This is a genomic window from Actinorectispora metalli (assembly GCF_056323685.1).
On sequence record NZ_JBREYE010000001.1, the window covers coordinates 140420 to 159125 of the forward strand.

Below are 18706 nucleotides of genomic sequence, written 5' to 3' on the forward strand. Positions count from 1 at the left end.
CGGGGGGTGGGAGGTGATCAGACGGTTGGTCGTGCCGCTCCCGCCGCCGGTTCCGGGCCACCCGTTCGAGTTACACCCTGGAAACTCCTGGCTGGCCGGTGAGGCACTCGCCCGAATTGGCGCAGGTCAGGGCGGTCAGTTCGTCGACCACCCTGGTCGCATCGCCGCGCGCCGCGGCGGCGCGTTGTCGGTCCGCCCCGGTACCCGACACGTTCAGGCTGTTCAGCAGGCCTGCCACGGTGTCGGTGTCGCCGTGTTTCTCCAGCGCCCAACGGATGTAGGCGATCAGCCGGTCGGCCTGTTCGGCGATCGGCCGCAGCGTGCCGGACAGCGGATCGATGCCGGAGCCGGACCAGCCGTCCCGCGAGGCCCTCCAGTAGGCCGCGCGCAGCAGTTCACTGCACGGCCGCGGCCCTGGGTCACCGCCGCGCACCAGCTCCAGGGACGCGACCACGAGGGCTCTGACCACGACCGCGAGCGCCACGGTGTGCTCGACGTCGGCGGGCACGTCCATCGTGCGGATCTCCAACGTCGGCAGCCTCGGATGGGGGCGGATGTCCCAGAGCGGAACCTCCTTCGTCGGGCTCGCCTCCGATTCGAACATCGCGGCGGCAAGCTGGTCGTAGTGCTCCATCGACTCCGCGTAGGGCGGCGGCCCCAGCGACGGGAAGCGGGTGCGGATCATCGACCGCCAACTCGCGTAGCCGGTGTCCTGACCGTCGTAGAAGGCGGAGTTGGCCGACAGCGCCACCAGCAGCGGCAGCCAGGGCCGCAGGTGGTTGGCGACCAGCACCGCCTCCTGCTTGTCCGGCACCTCGATGTGGACGTGCATCGCGCAGAGCACGGCGTCCTCGATGGCAAGGCGGTAGCGACCGATGGCGGACTGGTACCGCGGGTCGTCGTCGATGATAGACGCCTCTCCCGCGCCGATGACCGGGGTCGCCGCGGCACACAGCCGCAGCCCCTCCCCGGCCGCCGCGGCGGCAGCCCCTCGACGCACCCTGATCAGCTGCTCGCGCAGTTGCCCCGCGGTCGAGCAGGGCTCGGTGCGCACCTCAAGCTGGCACTTCGTGAACTCCCCCGCGACCAGGTCGCCGAGCAGCGGCACCGCCCGCTCCAGCACCGCAGGCCCGGCGGGCACGACCGCTCTGGTGACCGCGTCGACCAGAAAGTGCTCTTCCTCGACGCCCATCCTCGGCTGGTCTCCGCTGCCGGTCATGGCTCAATGATCAGGGGTGGCGGCCCGCCTGTCGCGCTGAGCACGGCCGCTCCCTTGGGTGCGAAAACGGCCGAGCCCGGCCCTGCACACGCGGGGCCGGGCTCGGTCGGGACCGCTCAGGCAGGCATCCCGCAGTTCTGCCTGGGCAGCGCGTGCGAGCCGTTGATGTACACGCCGTCGGCGATGGTGTCCTCCATGATGGAGCGCCCGTCGGTCGGCCGGGCCCACTGGTAGCACTGGTGCTGCACGATGTAGCCGCCCGGCGCTTCGAGGGTGTCGAAGTGGCAGACGCCGTCGGTCTCGATGCAGTACCGGATGAACGGGATGCCGCCGAAGTCGGTCCGGCCAGGCCCGAAGGACACGTATCCGCCGAACGGCGATGGCGCGCCCGCGCCGGGCGGCAGCACCGCGCTGATCCCGCGTCCCGGCGGTCCCACCGGCTGCATCGGGTCGGCGAAGATCTTCGCGCTGAACCGGGACCGGTCGACGCCGAGGTTGCCGTCGGCGATGTCGTTGAGCACCAGGTTCGCCACCAGCGCGCCCTGCGAGTAGCCGACGACGGTGAACTCGGCGCCGGGGTTCTCGTGGAAGGAGTCCTGGACCACGCGCCTGGCCTGCTGGTGGCCGATCGCCACGCTCTGGTCCATCGGTGTCTGGTCGCAGTTGGGCAGTCCCGCCGCTCCCGCCGGGTAGTGCACCACCCGCTTGACGCCGCCACGCAGCCAGGCGTCGTTGTACACGTTCGCGGCACCGTCACAGGTGCCGCCGATGAGAATGTAGTAGCGGGCGTTCTCGGCCTGCGCCGCCGAAGTCGCCGTTGTCGCCGTGCCGAGCAGTCCGGCGACGAGCGTCGCGACCGCCGCCCCGATCGCCAGGGCCCCCCTTGGCTTGTTCACGGTATCGTCCTTCCCGCGCTGAAAGCGCTTCGATCTGCGGGGACGGACGCTATCGGCGGTCGCTGAAATCCCGATGAAACCGCGGTCGCTGGGCTTGAGGTGGAAAGCGCTGAGGGGGCATTGGTGACGGTCGAGTTCCGTCTGCTTGGCGGTGTCGAGGCGACGGTGGACGGCAGGCCGGTCGATCTCGGCCATGCCCGCCGGAAATGTGTGCTGGCGGCGCTGTTGGTCGAGGTCAACCACCCGGTATCGGTGGAGCAGCTGATCGACCGGGTGTGGGCGGAGGAGCCGCCGAGCCGGGCCCGCAACGCGCTGCACGGCTATCTCGGCAGGCTGCGGGCGGCGCTGGCACCGGGGGTGACGATCAGCCGCAGCCCCGGCGGCTATCAGCTGAACGCGGATGAGCAGTCGGTGGACCTGCACCGCTTCCGGCACCTGCTGGCCAGGGCCAGGGCGGCCGACGACGGCAGGGCGACGGCCCTCTACCGGCAGGCGCTCGGCCTGTGGCGGGGTGAGGCGTTCGCCGGTCTGGACGGCACGTGGGTGGCCACCACAAGGTCGGCGCTGGCGGAGGAGCGGCTCGCCGCCGAACTCGACCACACCGACGTCCGGCTGCGCTGCGGCCTGCACGCCGATCTGCTGCCCACGCTGTCCGCCCAGGTCGACCTGCGGCCGCTGGATGAACGGGCGGCCGCCCAGCTGATGCTCGCGCTGTACCGCTGCGGACGTCAGGCCGAGGCGCTGGACCGGTACCAGCGCATCCGCCTGCGGCTGGCCGAGGAGCTGGGGGCCGACCCCGGTCCGCCGCTGCGGGAGCTGCACCAGCGAATCCTGCGGTCGGACCGGTCGCTGGCGCACGCCACGCCGACCGGGAGCGCACCGCGACACGATTTGCCCGGTGACGTCGCCGATTTCACCGGCCGCGACGGCGAGATCCAGCGGCTGTTCGCCGGGGTGGCCGCTCGGGCCGGGGTGGCGGTAGCCGCGATCGACGGCATGGCGGGTGTCGGCAAGACCGCCTTGGCATTGCGGGCCGCCCACCGCTTGGCGGACCGCTACCCGGACGGGCGGCTGTTCCTGGACCTACACGGTCATTCCGAAGGCCATCAGCCGGTGGCGCCGGGCACCGCGCTGGCGGGTCTGCTGCGCGCGGTCGGCGTACCCATCGAGCAGATCCCCGACTCGGTGGAGGAGCGCGCTTCGCGGTGGCGGGCCGAGTTGGCGACGCGTCGGGTCCTGCTGGTGTTGGACAACGCCGCCACCGCGGCCCAGCTGCGGCCGCTGCTGCCGGGCACAGCGAGTTCACTCGCGCTCATCACGAGCAGGCGGCGCCTGCCCGACCTGGACATCGGCTGCTCGCTGTCGCTTGACCTGCTGCCCGCCGAGGACGCGATCACGCTGCTGCGCCGGGTCGCCGGTGCACAGCGGGTAGCGGCCGAGCCCGACGCGGTCGCGGAGGTCGCCCGGCTGTGCGGGTACCTGCCGCTCGCTCTGCGGATCGCCGCCGCGCGGCTGCGCACCCGACCCGCGTGGTCGGTGCGTCACCTGGCCGACCGGCTGGGCGACGAGCGGCGACGGCTGGCGGAGCTGTCGGCGGGCGACCGCAGCGTCGCCGCGGCGTTCACGCTGTCCTACCGACAGCTGGACCCCGCCCGGCAGCGCCTGTTCCGGCTGCTGGGACTCCTGCCCGGTCCGCACTGGGACGCCCAGCTGGTGGCGGCCCTGGCCGAGGTCGCCTGGGCCGACGCCGAAGCGGGCTTGGAGCAGCTGCTGGACGTCCACCTGCTCACCCAGCCCTCCCCCGGCCGCTACCAACTGCACGACCTGCTCGGCGAGCATGCGCGTGCGGTTGCCCACGAGGAGGAACCGGCGGTGGAACGGCAGGCCGCGGTCGAGCGGATGGTGGGTCACTACCGCGCGGCGGGCGCGGAGGCGGTGCGCACGGTGTTCCCGGTGCCAGGTCTCACCGACCGCTCATTCCGCGGCACGACCGGAGCGCCGGAGTTCACCACCCGCGACCAGGCGCTGGCCTGGCTGAGGACCGAGCGCCCCAACCTTGAGGCCGTGAGCCGCCTGGTGCCGGACACCCCGGAAACGCTGCCGGTGCGCCTGGACCTGCTGATGCTGCTGTCCTACGCCCAGTGCTTCGGCGGGCAGGGCGCCGAGGGCATCGAGACGACCCGGCGACTGCTGGCGCTCATCCCCGCCGAGGACTACGGCCGCAGGCTGACCGCGGTGCGGCTGTGCGCGACAGTGGAGCGGCTGCTCGGCTCGCCGGGAACGGCCAAGGCCATGTTGCTGGGCGAACTGCCCCGGCTGCCGGACCGGCTCGCGGCCGAGGCCGCCCCGCTGCACCTGAGGCTGGCTGTGGAGCACCTCAGCAGCGGCGAGGTGGCGGAGGCGTCGCTGCTGCTCGACGAGGCGGAGAAGCTGGAACTGGGCGCCGCGCTGCGGTTCGCGGTGGCGGTGCTGCGGACGATGGCCGCCTACCTTTCCGGGGACATCCCGGCCACGCTGTCCCACCTCGACCTCGCCGACCGGCTGCTACGGGAGGTGGACCCGGCCAGAACCATCGCCTGGCTGGAGACCAGCGCCTATCTGTGCTGGCTGGAGGTGAAGGCGGGCAGGCACGCCGCCGGGCTGGCGCGGATCGACCGCACCATCGGGATCGCCCGTGCCTGCGGGGAGAACTACGTGCTGGAACACCACGTGGTGGCCGCCCTGTCCGCCGCGAAAGCGTTCCTGCTGGGCCGGATGGGCAGGCTGGCCGAGGCGACCACGCTGGCAGGCGAGGCCGTCGAGGTCGCGCGGCTGGTGGGTCTGCCGGAGACAATGGCGCCCGCGCTGACCGCGCAGTCGCTGGTGCTGGGCTGGGCCGGTGACCGAGCCGCCGCGCTGGAGGCAGGCGTCGAGGCGGCCCGGTTCGCCGCGACGCGCCAGGACTGGACGTCGATCATGGCCCGCTGCGCCCCGGGGCTCGCGTTGGTCTACGCGGGCAACCTCGACGCCGGGCGGGTGAGTGTGCAGGCCGCCTGCGACGAGTACGAGTTCGTGGTCCGGGACGAGACGGAGATGCTCGTCCTGCTCGAAGCTTTGGCCAACGCCGAGGCCTGCCAAGGCAGGCCCGAGGCCGCCGCCGAATGGGCGGACCGCGCCGAGCGCGTCCGCCACCCCGCGCACGCGACGAACACGGCGATGGCCGACCTGGTCCGGGCGCATTCGCTGACCGCGGCCGACCCTGCCCGCTCGGCGGAACTCGCGCTGCGCGCGGCGGAGGCGTTCCGGGCCGCCGGGCTGCGGCTGGAGGAGGGCCGCGCCCGACTGCGCGCCGGACTGAGCCTGACCGGCGCGGGCAGCCCAGAGCACGCCGCGGCCGAAATCGCGGACAGCGCCGCGTTGTTCGAATCCTGCGGCGCCCGCGGCCTGCTCGCCCAGGCGACCGCGTGCCGCGACAAGCTGGTCCGCGGGCCGCAGTCCTCGACCGCCTGAGTTTTCGCGGCACGACCGCTGCGTTGTGCGGCGGTTGTTTGTCCGGCGTGGACGCTCAGGACCGGACAACCCGTCGGCGGTAGACCTCTTCTCGCAAGGGTTCGGCGAACCGCCGAGTCGTTCACTACGTGCCAGGGGGAAGCATGATCAGAGCTACCAGACGATTCCGCCGGTTGGGGACGTTGTTCACCGCCGTCGTCGTGTCGACAGCGGTTCTCATCGCAGGCGGCGGGACCGCGCACGCGGATCTCATGCAGTTCAACGACGGATTCGAAGGCAATCCCGGGACGAGGTGGGAACTCACGCCGAGCGGGGGGACGTCGGGCTTCATGTTCGGTGGCCATGCGCGCACCGGCACGAACAACGGCTACCTCGTCGCGGACAACGGCGCCCCGTCGGAAGGGATCTGGGTGCCGACGAACGTGCCGGGCCACGCGACCTGCGCCGCGCAGATCCACGTCAAACCGAACGCGAACCAGACGGTGTACCTGTTCGTCTACGACAGCAATCGAAACGCCATCGACTTCGCCTCCAAGAACTTCCCGGCGTCGGGGGGCTATCAGCCGGTCTTCACCCAGCGGTGGGCGTTGGGCGGGAATCACCGGGTGTTCATCAACATCACGCTGTCCGGCAGCGAGCCAAGGGACGCGCCGCTACTTCTGGACGACCTGATCGTGCAGTGCACTTGGTGACTGCCGAATGCCGAGAGGTCGCGCCCGCCGCGACCTCTCGGCAGCGTCCGGCTCAGCCTCGGCGGGCCTCGGTGGGGGCGCCGGTCCAGCGCTTGCGCAGCCAGAGGCTGACGTAGACGAGGGCGACGAGTACCGGCACCTCGATGAGCGGGCCGACCACGCCCGCCAGCGCCTGGCCGGAGGTGACGCCGAAGACGCCGATCGCGACCGCGATGGCGAGTTCGAAGTTGTTGCCCGCGGCGGTGAACGCCAGCGTGGTGGTGCGTTCATAAGGCAGGCCCGCGGCGCGGCCGAGTGCGTAGGAACCGGCCCACATGACGGCGAAGTAGGCGAGCAGCGGCAGCGCGATGCGGGCCACGTCCAGCGGCTGCGAGGTGATCGTCCTGCCCTGCAGGGCGAACAGGATCACGACGGTGAACAGCAGTCCGTAGAGGGCGACCGGGCCGATCCGGGGCAGGAACTTCGTCTCGTACCACTCCCGGCCGCGGCGCCGTTCGCCGAAGGTCCGGGTCAGATAGCCCGCCAGCAGCGGGATGCCGAGGAAGACCAGGACGCTCTTGCCGATCTCCCAGCCGGAGATGTCCAACTGGGCGGTCTGGAAGCCCAGCCACCCGGGCAGGAGGTCAAGGTAGAACCAGCCAAGCACACCGAAGGCCAACACCTGGAACACCGAGTTCAAGGCGACCAGCACGGCGGCGGCCTCGCGGTCACCGCAGGCCAGGTCGTTCCAGATGATGACCATGGCGATGCAGCGCGCCAGTCCGACGATGATCAGCCCGGTGCGGTACTCGGGCAGGTCGGGCAGCAGCGCCCAGGCGAGGGCGAACATCAGCGCCGGGCCGAGCACCCAGTTGAGCACCAACGACAGCGCCATCATGCGACGGTCCCCGGTGACGCTGTCCAGCCGGTCGTAGCGGACCTTGGCCAGCACCGGGTACATCATCAGCAGCAGCCCGAGCGCGATCGGCAGCGACACACCGTCGATCTTGACAGCGTCGAGCGCACCCTGGAGTCCGGGGATGACCCGGCCGAGCAGCAGTCCCGCCGCCATGGCGAGCAGGATCCACAGCGCGAGCCAGCGGTCGACAAAGGACAGCTTGTGGATCACGTCGGGTTCGGCGGGGCGGGCGGGGCTTGTGGTGCTCACGGGCATGGTCTCCTGCGGTCGGCGTTGCCTTCGGCGTGATCCGCAGGCGCCATGATGTCCTCGTCGAATCGGCGCGACCCGGGGTGGGTCGGCACGCAGCCCGCGACAGAGTACCGTCGAGTGATATCACGCTGCAATGATGTGAGCGGATCGGGATCGGGGCCGGAGTTCGGTTCAACCGGTGTCAACCCATCAGGGCAGCGGCGGCTCGGGCAGTTCCGGCAACTGGGGAACCTCGGGCAGCGGCGGAAGCTCAGGCAGCGGCTGGATTCCGGGGCGGCGGTGGAACAATCTGCGCCTCGACCCCGGGCGCCGAGCCCGTGACCTTACGGGCGGCACAGTGATACCGGCGCCCGCACCCACCGCCGGAGCTGCGGCAAGCGGCAACGATGCTCATGTTCGATACGCCGCGTGGCGGTCGTGATGTGAGACAGTCGTAGGTGGCACTTGTCAGCCATTAATGGCATCAGGACCTACATGGGTGTTGTCAAGCCGGCGATCTCGGCGTGTAGGCCGTTGAGCGGCGCCGCACGTAGCCGACCCACTGATCCTCCAGCCGAACCGCACCCACTCCTCGCCTAGACAGCCCTGCGATCCGTCCGCGCCCTCCATCCACAGACCACGATGAAGGGACACAGCCGGGTGTCACACGTCGGGATGCAGTCGCATCGGTCTGTGGTTTCGCCCGGGGGGTAGTCGGGGATGCTGGCACCAGCGGCGAACAGGAGCGGTCATGATGCGACGGACGACGACGATGCTGGTGGGGGCGGTTCTGGCTTTGGGCGTCGGTGTCGCCGCGCCCGCGATGGCGCAGCCGGAGGAGATCACGGCTGTGCAGTGCTTCCTCGGCGGAGGGTTGCCGATGCCGGACCAGGACGGGAAGACCTGGCAGTGCAGGGGCGGCACGCACGACGGGAAGCCGGTGCAGGTCCCGACGCAGCCCGGTGCCTGACAAGAAGACGGTGTGCCAAGCAGCACAGACCGATGGTGCACCTATCACTGACATCTCGACATGCAAGGCCACTACGACTGGCCTACACGGTGCCAACTACGGCTGGCAGTCACAGGTGAGCCGACACGACGGATCGTCATGACCCCGGCCGCGCCGGTGCCGGTGACGATCGACATCGTGACGGCTAGGCCTCCCAACGCCATCCGCTGGGGCGCCGACGGAGGCCCCTCGCTGTGGGTGCGGGCTGCGGCGCCGAACCCGGGACCAACGGCTGCTGTTCGAGGTCACCAGGTTCGTCACGGGCGGCGTCTTCGCAGCCGTCTCCTTCACCGTCACCGGTAAGCACCCGTACTTCAGCGGCCTGCGGCTGCCCGCCAACTCGTGCTTTGGCGCTATTCGCAGTGCGCCAGGTCGGTCGACCTCAGCTGAGCCGCCGTAGCGGCCGCCGCACGCGCGATCTTATGCCATATTCCTATGTCTTCAGACTCCTCAACTGAGATAATCCTCGGCGGCGAACGCTATCGGGGGGCGGTTTGGGAAACCGCACTGATATGCAAGTACCGCGCAATTCTTCACGCACCGTACAGAGCGTGAAGAACCGTAGCGCGCTCGACTGTCGCAGGCAAGGGAACGGCCGGCGTCTCAACCAGCAGCAGGCCAAGAGGACAGGGGAAGTCGACCGACATCGCCATCGGCGGCGAAAAGACACGGCGACAGACGCCTCCGGAAATAGTTATCATCTTTGTGAGCGCTTTGGGTTTCCCGATTCCAGGGAAGAGTGCTCGGTGGATTCCCTCTTTGCCAGTCGGGTTTGCGCAACTGCAAGTATTCACTACCGCCTCAGTACAAAGGCGGAGTCCCCGGCTGGTGTATCGGTAAAACTACCGATACACGGAGGCGTCTCCGCATGTCAGGGTCCGCAGTGGCCCGCTTCTCGGGCTGGCAGGCGATGCCGGCGTGTTCGGCCCCGAGGCGGGAGGTACAGGTGGGACGAGCCAGAAGGTGGGTCGGCGTGTGGGCGGCCCTGGCACTGGTGGTCGGAGCGGGGCGGGTCGACCGTGGCAGCGTCGACCGAGGGCGAGGATGTCGTCCAGACGACGCACTGCTCGGCCGTCCCACGAGCACCCCGAGGACCACGTGCCTGACAGCACCGTGATCCTCGGGAAGCAGGCCTACAACCGGTCTAGGCGATCCTGATCGGTTTCCCGACGCTGGGCACGCCTGCCGCGTCGAGCGCGAACAGCAGATAGTGCCCGGGCAGAGCCACCCCGGCATCCGACGGCACGGTCACCTGCCAGGTCGTGCCCGATCCCGTGGGAGTCAGCGGTATGCGGCGTTGGTCGTTGTCCACGGTGTGCGTGGTCGAGCTGAGCCGCATCAACGCGAAGCCCTTGATCACCTTGTCCGTGCGCACGGTGATCCTGGCGCCCAGACCCGCGCTCGCGGGCACATTCACGATCGCAGGCCGGGGTTTCGCGGTGCCGTCCGCGTTCAACAGGTACGGCGGCGTGAATACCTGGCCGTCGTGGTGGTTGGTCGCGCACGACCCGCACAGCCCCCCGCCGCCGGAGAACACCGTGCCATCCGGCAGCAGGTTCGCCACACTGTGGTAGTTGCGCGGCACCGCCATCGGCGCGAGCGTGGTGAACCGCCCGGTCGCGGGGTCCCACAGCTCCGGCGTCAGCACCGAGGTCTGATCGCTGAACGGCACGGGATACGTCTGCCCGCCGATCACCAGGACCTTGCCGTCTGGCAACACCACGGCGTTGGCGAACGCCCGCGGCCGGGCCAGGTCGCCGACCCTGGACACCGCGGCGGTGCCCTGGGTGATGTCGACCGTGTACGCCCGGTTCGTCGCGTTCACGTCCTGGTACGCGGTGGCGCCACCCATGGTGAGGATCTTGCCCACGTCGTACATCACCGCGTTGCCGTTCATCGCGTCCGGGCTGTCCCCGCGCGTGCCCGCATTGGTCACCGACCCGGAGCCGGTGGTGTTCACCCAGTTCATCCGCTTGCTGGGACCCGCGTGGAACACCCGCCCACCGCCGACCGCGAACAGCCACGTGTGGTTATCCGCCCGGTACACCCCAGCCGGATCGGCCGTCTCGAACGGCGCCGAGGTCACGCCTGGAAGCCTGCGCCAGGTTCCGGTCGACGGCGAGTAGACCTCTCCGATCTTCCCGCCGTTGCCGCCGCTCCACGAACCGCCGACGGTGAACGCCTCGCCGGTGGAGAGCGTGGTCTGGCCCTGGTAGCCGCGGGCCAGGTTCAAGTCACTCCCGCGCTCCCACGAGTCGGTGAACGGGTTGTAGAGGCTGGTCCTCGCGGCGTTGCTGCCCCCGCTGACCAGCACCCGGCCGTCCGGCAGTACCGAGGTGCCCGGGCAGAACATGTCATGCCCGGTGTTGTCCACTCGCCGCTGCGTGACCTGGCCGGTCGTCAGGTCGTAGATCGCGGTCTGGGTGTACCCGTTCGCGCCGCCGAAGTTGTCCGTCGAGTACGCCGACCAGAGCAGCATCTTGTTGTTCGGCAGCACCGCGCTGGCCACCGGGACCAGCGGGAAACCCTTCACCGCGCCCCACCGGCCGACCTTGCTGAAGTCCGGCGGCGGTGCCGGCGTCAGCACGTTGATCTCCGCCGCGCTGGTCCACGGTCCCCGGTTGCCCGACTCGGTGAGCGCGGTGAGCCGCACGTACCGGGCGTCCACCGGGGTGGGGCGGGTCGCGGTCTGCGGCGCGGAGACGTCCGGCCAGGTTCCGCTGAGGATCGGCGCCCCGAAGGTCGTTCCGTTCGTGCTGACCGCGATCTCGTACCGCCCGATCCGACCGTTCGCCGGTCCGCCGCGCGGCTGCACGGTGAGCCCGGCGACGGGTTTGACCGCCTTCATGTCGATGGTGATCGAGTGCGGCAGCGGAACGGCGGGCGCGGTCCACTTCGAGTGCCAGATGGTCGCCTCGTTGCCGTCGAGCACGTTGGTCGCGCGGCCGTTCTCGCCGGAGGTCTCCTCATCGGAGGCGGTGACGGTCCACCCGTCGCGGGGCAGCGGCGCGGTGTTCGCGGGCGCGGCCTGCTCGGCGTCGCCGTGGTGGGCATGCGCCGTCGGCGCGTCCGCCGGGTCGCCGTGCACCTCGAGTTCGGCCGCGCCGGCCCACGCACCGCGGTTCCCGGCCTCGGCGAGGAAGGTCAGCCGGATGAACCGGGCGTCGGACACCGCGAAGCTCAGGTTCTTCACCGTCGAGTCGTCGGCCGCGACGCCCGCGCACACCGGTTCGCCCCATGTGCTGCCGTCCACCGAGAGCCGAACCTCGTAGCCCCCGCTGGTGCCGTTCCCTCCGCCAGTACGCGGCGTGTAGGCGAGCGCCGAAACCCGTTGCACGCGCTGCATATCGATGGTGATCGACTGCGGCGACGCGGTCGGCGTGCTGTAGCGGCTGTGCCAGATGGTCGCCGGGTCACCGTCGAGCACGTTGCCCGCGCGTCCGTCGGAGGCGGCGGTCTCCTCACTGGTCGCGGTGGCCACCCACCCCGTGCGGGACAGACGCGGGGCCAGCGGAACCATCGCGACATGGGCGGGCACCACATGATGAGCGGCCCCGGGTGGGCGATTCTCACCAAGCGGTTGGGCCAGAACGAAAATCTGCGGCGCGGTGAACACACCGGCCACCAAGGCAAGGACGAGTACCAATCGAGTGAACCGCACGATCCCCTCTTCGCGCACAAGACGACATCGTTACGGCAAAACAGAAATATCTTTCTGGAAAACGTCTGCCTATTTGTTGATCACAACGTGGTCGCAGGACAAGGGAACTGGAAAGGCATTGCACTCCTGGGATTCCTTGCATCCACCACGATTCCGCGTTCACTTGCCAACCGGCATCCGTCCGCGATTCCAAGGGGCATCCGCCGGCGGGCATCTGTCCGCGGTTCCGGGGGTTACTTGCCGGTCGGGAATCTTCCGCGATGCCGGAGCCATCCGCCGACTGGACATGCGTCCGCGATCTCAAGGTAGTCCGCCGAGTGGGCATCTGTCCGCGATTTCGGGATCACCCGTCGACTGGGCAGCTGTCCGCGACTCCGGGGTCGTCCGCTGGCCGGGCCATCGCGCCGGGCCACCGGGCCTTGTTAGGACGGATGCCCGACATCGTCCGAACACGACGGCTCGGACACCACCTCGACAAACGAGTCGAGGAGACCTACAGCCACATCTCCGACGAGGTCAAAGCACGCATCCACAGGGACTCAAAGAAGCTTGGCTCAACGCACGCGTCGGCGACGCTCGGCCTGGCCCTTGCGACCTACGGCATGGCTGGCTCGTACTCAACCGTAGCTGAGCTCGCCGTGAGCGGAAACCTGCCATTGCCGCACCTCGTGCCCATCAGATCGACGGAAACGGCGCACATATCGCTGGCCCTGCGGCGGAGGCTCTACGTACAACGAGTTGCCGCAACAATCGCTGGACTGGCTGACCAGCAACTACTACAAGACCGCGCTCGAACTCGGCCACTGCCTGCGCCTCCCGGAGGCAGGCTCCTGCGAATGCGACCTGTTCCTCACCTGCTCCAGGTTCCTCACCACCACCGACTACACCCCACGTCTCAAGGAACGAATTCTTCTGGAACGCAAGCTCGCGCACGACGCACTCCAACGCGGATGGCCCCGCGAAGCGGAGCGCCACGGAGCCGCGGCCAACCGCATCAACCAACTCCTCGACGAACTCGGCCAGGTGATCGATAAATGACTGGCAACAGCCCGGATCGGGCCGTCAGCCCGACGTCAGCCACCCCCGGACCGCGAGGCCCCCACGCGTTTAGCGGCTACTTGTTGAATGGCGGCCCGGCCAGGCTCGGTCGAGGTGTTCGGCGGGACGCTCTCTCAGCGGCTATTTCGGGCGCCCGAGGGCTTGAAGGTCGACGTCGCGATCGGGGTTCCGTTCGCCCCTGACGCCGACTCGGCGCCCGGCTAGGGACTCGCCGAACTGCCCGCCAGGACCGCGCGACGATAGTGACACACCGCCGCGCGGCAGAAGACGCCACCAACCCCTGGCTCACCATCGACGTCGCCCTCGAGGAACGCGGCCTGGAATCCCATGGTCTGTACCGTCTGGTCCACCGCGAGGACACCGACGACAACCATTAGGTGGTTGAACTTCAATGCCCTGTGCGGGACGGCGGTAGCTCCTGCCCCCTGAATTCCCTAGCGGTTTCAGCCACGTGGTGGGACGGTGAAGAAGGTGCGGAAGTAGCCGGGAGGGAAGGGCTCGTCGATCATGGCTCCCTCGGCCTCCACCCAGGCGTGTGCGTTGAACGGCGGCGCGGTGCACGCGCCAAGGCACCAGGTCGGCCAGTGCCCCCGGATTCGGCACAGCAGTACGGTGGCCAGGGAGCGGGCCACGCATCCCTCGAGCCCGGCGCACTCCAGGCTGACCGCCATCACGGTGTCGCGGGCGGCTTTCGCCTGCGAGGCGTCTGCAGGTGCGGCGCCGCGGCTCAGCAGGCCGAGCACGCGGCGAATACGCCGGGGGAATCGGGTGGCCAGCAGTCGCGCCGCCAGCACCACCAGTCGGGCCGTGATCCGGCGTGGCAGCGGCACCGAATGTGGTTGGTAGGACGTGACAACGATCGGCCTGCTCATGAGGTCCTCCTCCGCATTCGCCATCCGTTGCGGCGGGCCGTGGTCTTGTCCGGCACGAGTAGTCCCCTCGAGCAGAGTTCGCTGACCAGGTCCGTCACGTCCTGCTTGGCGGTGTCCGTGTCGACCTCATATTCTTCGGTCAGTTCTCGCACCGCGTCGTCAGCGGACCCGTTGTCCAGGAGGGTGTGCAGGATCAGCGCGCCGGGGGGATTGAGGTCGTAGTACTGGCCACTGTTCTCATCCAGCAGTGCGAGCCCGTAGTCGACTTTGGCGAGGAAAACGCCGTCTCGCAACGTGTACGCCATCTTTTCAGCCCTCCGCCGTCTCCGCCGCGACCGGCGACCGCTCCGCGACAGGTGGCCGCTCCAGGGAACGCACCCACACCTCACAGGCCAGGGTGTGGCGCAGTGGGTCGATGCCCAGGTGTTCCGGCAGCGGGCCGCGACACAGCTTGTGCAGCATTTCGGCGTCGATCAGGCCCAGGCGGGCCAGCCTTGAGTCCTCCCACAGCGCCAGCACGTCCTTGCGGTGTCGGCGCAACCCGTTCTCAGAGTCGGACGCGGACATGTCCTTGGTGTTCCTGGCTAGCGTGGCTTCGGGCACGATGCCACGCATCGCCTCTCTGATCAGTGGCTTGTACTGCCATGGGTCGACCCGGTCCTGGGGACGTACCGACAGGGCCGCTTCGATGACCCGGTCGTCGTAGTAGGGCGTGGCGAGGGTGATGCCCAGCCGCGCGACCAGCTGCCGGTACTGGCGGGACACCCGGGTCGTGATGAGCAGGCCGTTCAGCTCCTCGTGCAGGCCACGCGAGGCCGCAGGCGGCTGCGCGGTGTGAGCAGCGGTACGCAGCGACTCGCGCACCGCGTCGAAGGCGGCAGGCGTCACCCAGGGCGGCAGACGCGGGGAAAATCCCCACTCCAGCGCAGGCGTCTGCAAGGTGGGCTTCGGTTTCGCGAGATCATCGGCCACCTGGGTAAGCCACGCGCCATAACCGCGGTTGTCCAGGAGCTGTCGCCACATTTCCCCTCGGCGCCACCGGAACACGGCGGCGAAACCGCGGATCTTCCGCCAGGCGATCAAGGGGTGGGTACGCAGCAGCGAGTGCATGTGGGCGCGCGAACCGTACAGCAGCTCGTCGCCGCCGTGACCGGTGAAGTGCAGCTGTGAGCCGCGGGCGGCGGCCTCGCGCGGCGTGAGCAGTCCCCTGCTGTAATCGATGACGATCGACGTCGGTTGGTCCAGCGGCTCGTCGATGTCCAGCATGCCGTTGTAGTGCAGCGGCAGCCTGTCCGGAGAGATGACGTGATGCTCGACGGCATCCGTACCGGCGAGTGTGCGGGTGGCCCACCGCACATCCTCGCTGGTGGCGTTGTTCCCGTGCACGGTGTACGCGGCAACCTTGACGTCTCCTTGGGCAGCCAGGCAGAACACCGAGGTCGAATCCAGCCCGGCCAGATCGCAACTGACCAGCTCGCGGCCTCGCAGTCGCATGGCGACCGCGGTGGACAGCGCATCGCGGAACACCGGCGCGGCCTCGGTCAGCGGCACCACCGGTTCCGGCGGGGACCACCACCTGACCGGCCGCGGCGGCTTGTCCGCCTCGAGCACCACGTAGTGACCGGCCTCCACCAGCGAGACGCCCCGCCACACCGGCGCTCCGCCCAACGGGTAAGGCGAAAACGGATCGAGCAGGTAAGTGGCCAGGCGCTGCTCGTCGAGTTCCGCGTCCAGCAGTCCGGCGAGCACATCGGCTCGATCCGCCGCGATCACGACGCCGTCTGCCACCTGGGCGTAGTAGACCTGACGAAGCGCGCTGATACCGCCCTGCACCCGGATCCGTCCCGCCACCGAGGCCACCAGATGGGAACTGCCTGCCAGGCTGCCCGCCAGTCGATCGAGATCGCCGACCGTCCGGACCTGCCCTGCCCAGCGGGCCAGTTGGTCGACGGTGACCGTGTGCTCACCGAGGAGCGCGATTCTGGTGTCTCCCGCTTCGCCCACGGTCGCTGTTGCCTCGGGCCAACGTCCGAGTAGCCACGGCCGCCCGGAGGAATGACGGATCTCCCGGATGGCATGGACGCGCAAGGCGGACACGACTGCGGCCGCCGACGCGTGGTCGGGTAGCACGACGAACCACGATGACACAGCGCTCAACACGGCGAGGCTCATGACGATCGACTGCCTTTCAACGGGGCCATACGCTGCGTAGGGAGGCTGGTGGCGGCAACCGCAAGCCGCCACCAGCCCGATCAGTTGTCAGTGGCCGTCTGCCGTTTCCGGCTCACCAAAGCTGGAGGTGGCGCGACCGAAATTCGCTCACGGGAACTGCTGCATTCCCTGACCGTCATTAATCAACCCATGCCCTCCTCCGGTCTTTGTCGTAAAGCTGCCAACCGGCCGGAGCGTCGCACGCTCGTAGGACTTGCGAGTCTTGTTTTTACGCATGTGTCACCTCCCTACTTCTCTTTGAGAGAGCCAACGCCACAAGTAGCGGCGCGGCAATACCAGTTACGCACAAGTTCAGGCGAACCAGGAAAACATCACACGAATGGCAGGCATAGGGCTTGGGCCGGCTAGCGGTCTCCACGTTATCTCACATGCCAACCGCAGAGCGGTCTTATGGAGTGGTGGCGCATCGTTTCGGTCGAATGGCCGCTACCAAAGGAGCCAACGTTGTCAGTAAGGTGCGCTTCATGACTACATCGCCGGTGTCATCCAGGGAAAGCTGCGAGGAGGCCTTCTACGCCTACGCCGACTACCCGATCTATGCCCCGATAAACGTTGCCAGCGTTGATTGCCTGCTGCGGCGAGCGTGCTTGCCGGACGGGGCAGGGATTCTCGACCTTGGCTGCGGGGCGGCGGGATGGACCAGACGAGCGCTTCGGATCTACCCCACGGCCACTGCGGACTGCGTCGACACTTCCCTCACAGCACTGGCCACCGCTCGCGCCGGGGCAGCGGAGGAGCAGCTCGCCGAACGGCTTCGCCTCTACGAACACGACGCCACCACCTTCGACCCCGGCAGGCGCTACGACCTGGTGATGTGCAACGGTGTCCGCACCCACGGCCTCTTCAAGGCATTGCAGCCCACCCTCGACACGGCGGGCAAGCATGTGCGCCCGGGAGGCATGGCACTCATCGGCGACTACTTCCTCGACCGTGAACCACCCAAAGAAATGGAGTGGGACTCCGAAGGCATTGAGGAGTACTGCGACCTGCCCAGAACACTCGAGCTCGTCACCAAGTCAGGCTGGGCGCCGGTTTATGGACACATCAGCCGAATAGACGAACACGACGACTTCTGGTGGACGACGATCGGGGCGCTGAACCGATGGGCGCATGACAATCCCAGCGATCCGACGGCCGCCAAAGCCCACGAGCTGGCGGCCATGTCAATAAGCCGATGGTTGAGTCTGCACCGTGGTGTCCTGGGCTGGATAAACCTTCTTCTTGTCCGCACCGGGACCGAGAGCCAGGATTAACGTCAGGTTCTGATTCCAGGTCGATCCATTCCCCTCGTCCCGACAGGTGGGAACTCACTCGGCTGGCCGAATGCTCCTGGTGCGAAAAGCGAGATGGGCTGCGATGAAGGACTGGGAAGGCTTCGACAAGATCGCCGACGATTACGAGGAGAAAGCTCCCGACACCGCCAAACTGGCCGAGGCTCTGGTGGATTTCGCGGGCCTGACCCCGGACATCCGCCTGCTGGACGTCGGCAGCGGCACCGGGCTGGTGGCCCGCGCCGCGCTGGGCCGCGGTTGCCGGGTCACCGCGGTGGACATGGCACCCAACATGGTGCGAAAACTGCGAACCGACCTTCCGGAGATCACCGCCCACCGAATGGACGCGACCCGGCTCGACTTCACCGACGGCTCCTTCGACGTCGTCCTCGCCGGGTACGTCCTCGACATCATCGATGACCCGGCCTCAGCGGCAACCGAGGCCCGCCGAGTGCTCGTGTCCGGTGGAACCTTCGCTGTGTCAGTGCAGTGCCCGTTACCGGATCGCTGGCGCTGGCTCGCCGAGTTGGCCGCCGAGTATTTTCCCCCCGCGGCCGGACCCGACCGGACCCTCGACGTCCCGGCAATTCTGGGCGAAGCCGGGTTCAGCGCCATCGAAAGCAGAGTTGTCGAACTGCGGCTGCCCATGGCGGATCCAGCGGCACTGTGGAACTGGCTGATGTCCAAAGTAGACGCGGGATGGCAGCCATGGTGGCCAGAGGATCGCGCCGACGAGTTCCGCCGCAGGTTCTTCGCGGCAGCCGAGCGGATGCACGCCGAGGGCGGCATCGTCCTCGGCCGGGACGCGATGCTCTATCGGGCGAAAGGAGCGTAGGCAGGAGCCCGCCGCCTCAGCGGGACGGACAGGCCTCGACGCGGTACCTCCTCCAAGATCGCAACGAACCTCCTGAACCGCTCGCGGCTGACCGGCCACTGCATGAGCTGATCGCGGGGCACGCGGTGGACAGCCCCGGCAAGATCGGCCTCGTCGTCTATCGGGACGCCCTGCTGTATCGGGCGAAAGCAGCGGCCGCATGACCGCATCCACTCCAGCTGCCGATTGGTGGTGCAAACCCCAGTACCTGACGCCTACCACGTTCGCCAGTCATGACCGGAGCCGAGACCGCCACTGGTTGTAAACACCGCACACCCCGACTGGTGGCGACCGCTGTCCGCA

Annotated in this window: 14 protein-coding genes; 7 read left to right on the top strand and 7 right to left on the bottom strand. The window is 68.7% G+C overall.

Annotated elements, in window-relative coordinates:
• Positions 1-70 precede the first annotated feature (70 nt).
• A complete protein-coding gene (locus ACU6XJ_RS00710; protein ID WP_476305726.1) occupies positions 71-1219 on the bottom strand; it encodes a carboxylate-amine ligase in 1149 nt (382 codons plus the stop codon).
• A gap of 116 nt (positions 1220-1335) precedes the next feature.
• Positions 1336-2115: a PE-PPE domain-containing protein gene (locus ACU6XJ_RS00715; protein ID WP_476305727.1), complete on the bottom strand. Its 780-nt coding sequence runs from the start codon at positions 2113-2115 to the stop codon at positions 1336-1338.
• Positions 2116-2238: 123 nt separating this feature from the next.
• On the opposite strand from ACU6XJ_RS00715, the gene ACU6XJ_RS00720 reads away from it, so the two are divergent.
• Both ACU6XJ_RS00720 and ACU6XJ_RS00725 read left to right on the top strand, forming a co-directional pair.
• Positions 2239-5604 (top strand): AfsR/SARP family transcriptional regulator, encoded by a 3366-nt coding sequence (locus ACU6XJ_RS00720; protein WP_476305730.1) that lies wholly within the window; start codon positions 2239-2241, stop codon positions 5602-5604.
• 182 nt (positions 5605-5786) lie between these two features.
• Positions 5787-6296 carry a hypothetical protein gene (locus tag ACU6XJ_RS00725; protein ID WP_476305731.1) on the top strand — a complete coding sequence of 170 codons (510 nt, stop codon included), beginning with the start codon at positions 5787-5789 and terminating at the stop codon, positions 6294-6296.
• Between the two features lie 52 nt (positions 6297-6348).
• Here ACU6XJ_RS00725 and arsB read toward each other — a convergent pair whose 3' ends face one another.
• Positions 6349-7449, bottom strand: coding sequence for an ACR3 family arsenite efflux transporter (arsB, locus tag ACU6XJ_RS00730; RefSeq protein WP_476305733.1), 1101 nt, complete (start codon positions 7447-7449; stop codon positions 6349-6351).
• 727 nt (positions 7450-8176) lie between these two features.
• Between arsB and ACU6XJ_RS00735 the strand changes: the two genes are divergently transcribed.
• Positions 8177-8395, top strand: coding sequence for a hypothetical protein (locus tag ACU6XJ_RS00735; RefSeq protein ID WP_476305734.1), 219 nt, complete (start codon positions 8177-8179; stop codon positions 8393-8395).
• Positions 8396-9578: 1183 nt separating this feature from the next.
• On the opposite strand, the gene ACU6XJ_RS00740 is transcribed toward ACU6XJ_RS00735, so the two are convergent.
• The gene (locus ACU6XJ_RS00740; protein WP_476305735.1) at positions 9579-12095 is read right to left on the bottom strand and encodes a discoidin domain-containing protein; all 2517 of its coding nucleotides are present in this window, start codon (positions 12093-12095) and stop codon (positions 9579-9581) included.
• 738 nt (positions 12096-12833) lie between these two features.
• Here ACU6XJ_RS00740 and ACU6XJ_RS00745 point away from each other — a divergent pair.
• On the top strand, positions 12834-13133 hold the full coding sequence (locus ACU6XJ_RS00745; protein ID WP_476305737.1) for a hypothetical protein: 300 nt from the start codon (positions 12834-12836) through the stop codon (positions 13131-13133).
• A 263-nt stretch (positions 13134-13396) separates the two neighbouring features.
• Positions 13397-13531: a hypothetical protein gene (locus ACU6XJ_RS00750; protein WP_476305738.1), complete on the top strand. Its 135-nt coding sequence runs from the start codon at positions 13397-13399 to the stop codon at positions 13529-13531.
• A gap of 66 nt (positions 13532-13597) precedes the next feature.
• Here the strand turns inward: ACU6XJ_RS00750 and ACU6XJ_RS00755 are convergent, their stop codons facing one another.
• Genes ACU6XJ_RS00755 through ACU6XJ_RS00765 form a run of 3 tightly spaced genes read right to left on the bottom strand, consistent with a single transcriptional unit; the run spans position 13598 to position 16030 of the window.
• Positions 13598-14026, bottom strand: coding sequence for a lasso peptide biosynthesis B2 protein (locus ACU6XJ_RS00755; RefSeq protein WP_476305741.1), 429 nt, complete (start codon positions 14024-14026; stop codon positions 13598-13600).
• Positions 14023-14331: a lasso peptide biosynthesis PqqD family chaperone gene (locus ACU6XJ_RS00760; protein ID WP_476305742.1), complete on the bottom strand. Its 309-nt coding sequence runs from the start codon at positions 14329-14331 to the stop codon at positions 14023-14025. The genes ACU6XJ_RS00755 and ACU6XJ_RS00760 overlap by 4 nt, the downstream gene beginning before the upstream one ends.
• Positions 14332-14335: 4 nt before the next feature.
• Positions 14336-16030, bottom strand: a complete 1695-nt coding sequence (locus ACU6XJ_RS00765; protein WP_476305744.1) for an asparagine synthase-related protein — start codon at positions 16028-16030, stop codon at positions 14336-14338.
• 692 nt (positions 16031-16722) lie between these two features.
• Between ACU6XJ_RS00765 and ACU6XJ_RS00770 the strand changes: the two genes are divergently transcribed.
• Complete coding sequence (locus tag ACU6XJ_RS00770; protein ID WP_476305746.1) at positions 16723-17511, top strand: SAM-dependent methyltransferase; 789 nt, start codon at positions 16723-16725, stop codon at positions 17509-17511.
• Between the two features lie 103 nt (positions 17512-17614).
• Positions 17615-18364 (top strand): class I SAM-dependent methyltransferase, encoded by a 750-nt coding sequence (locus ACU6XJ_RS00775; protein WP_476305747.1) that lies wholly within the window; start codon positions 17615-17617, stop codon positions 18362-18364.
• The last annotated feature ends 342 nt before the right edge of the window (positions 18365-18706 follow it).

Bases quoted from the DNA above. Each gene is read 5' to 3' on its own strand.
- arsB (WP_476305733.1), bottom strand. From the start codon at position 7,449: ATGCCCGTGAGCACCACAAGCCCCGCCCGCCCCGCCGAACCCGACGTG.
- ACU6XJ_RS00710 (WP_476305726.1), bottom strand. From the start codon at position 1,219: ATGACCGGCAGCGGAGACCAGCCGAGGATGGGCGTCGAGGAAGAGCAC.
- ACU6XJ_RS00770 (WP_476305746.1), top strand. From the start codon at position 16,723: ATGACTACATCGCCGGTGTCATCCAGGGAAAGCTGCGAGGAGGCCTTC.
- ACU6XJ_RS00755 (WP_476305741.1), bottom strand. From the start codon at position 14,026: ATGAGCAGGCCGATCGTTGTCACGTCCTACCAACCACATTCGGTGCCG.
- ACU6XJ_RS00775 (WP_476305747.1), top strand. From the start codon at position 17,615: ATGAAGGACTGGGAAGGCTTCGACAAGATCGCCGACGATTACGAGGAG.
- ACU6XJ_RS00735 (WP_476305734.1), top strand. From the start codon at position 8,177: ATGATGCGACGGACGACGACGATGCTGGTGGGGGCGGTTCTGGCTTTG.
- ACU6XJ_RS00760 (WP_476305742.1), bottom strand. From the start codon at position 14,331: ATGGCGTACACGTTGCGAGACGGCGTTTTCCTCGCCAAAGTCGACTAC.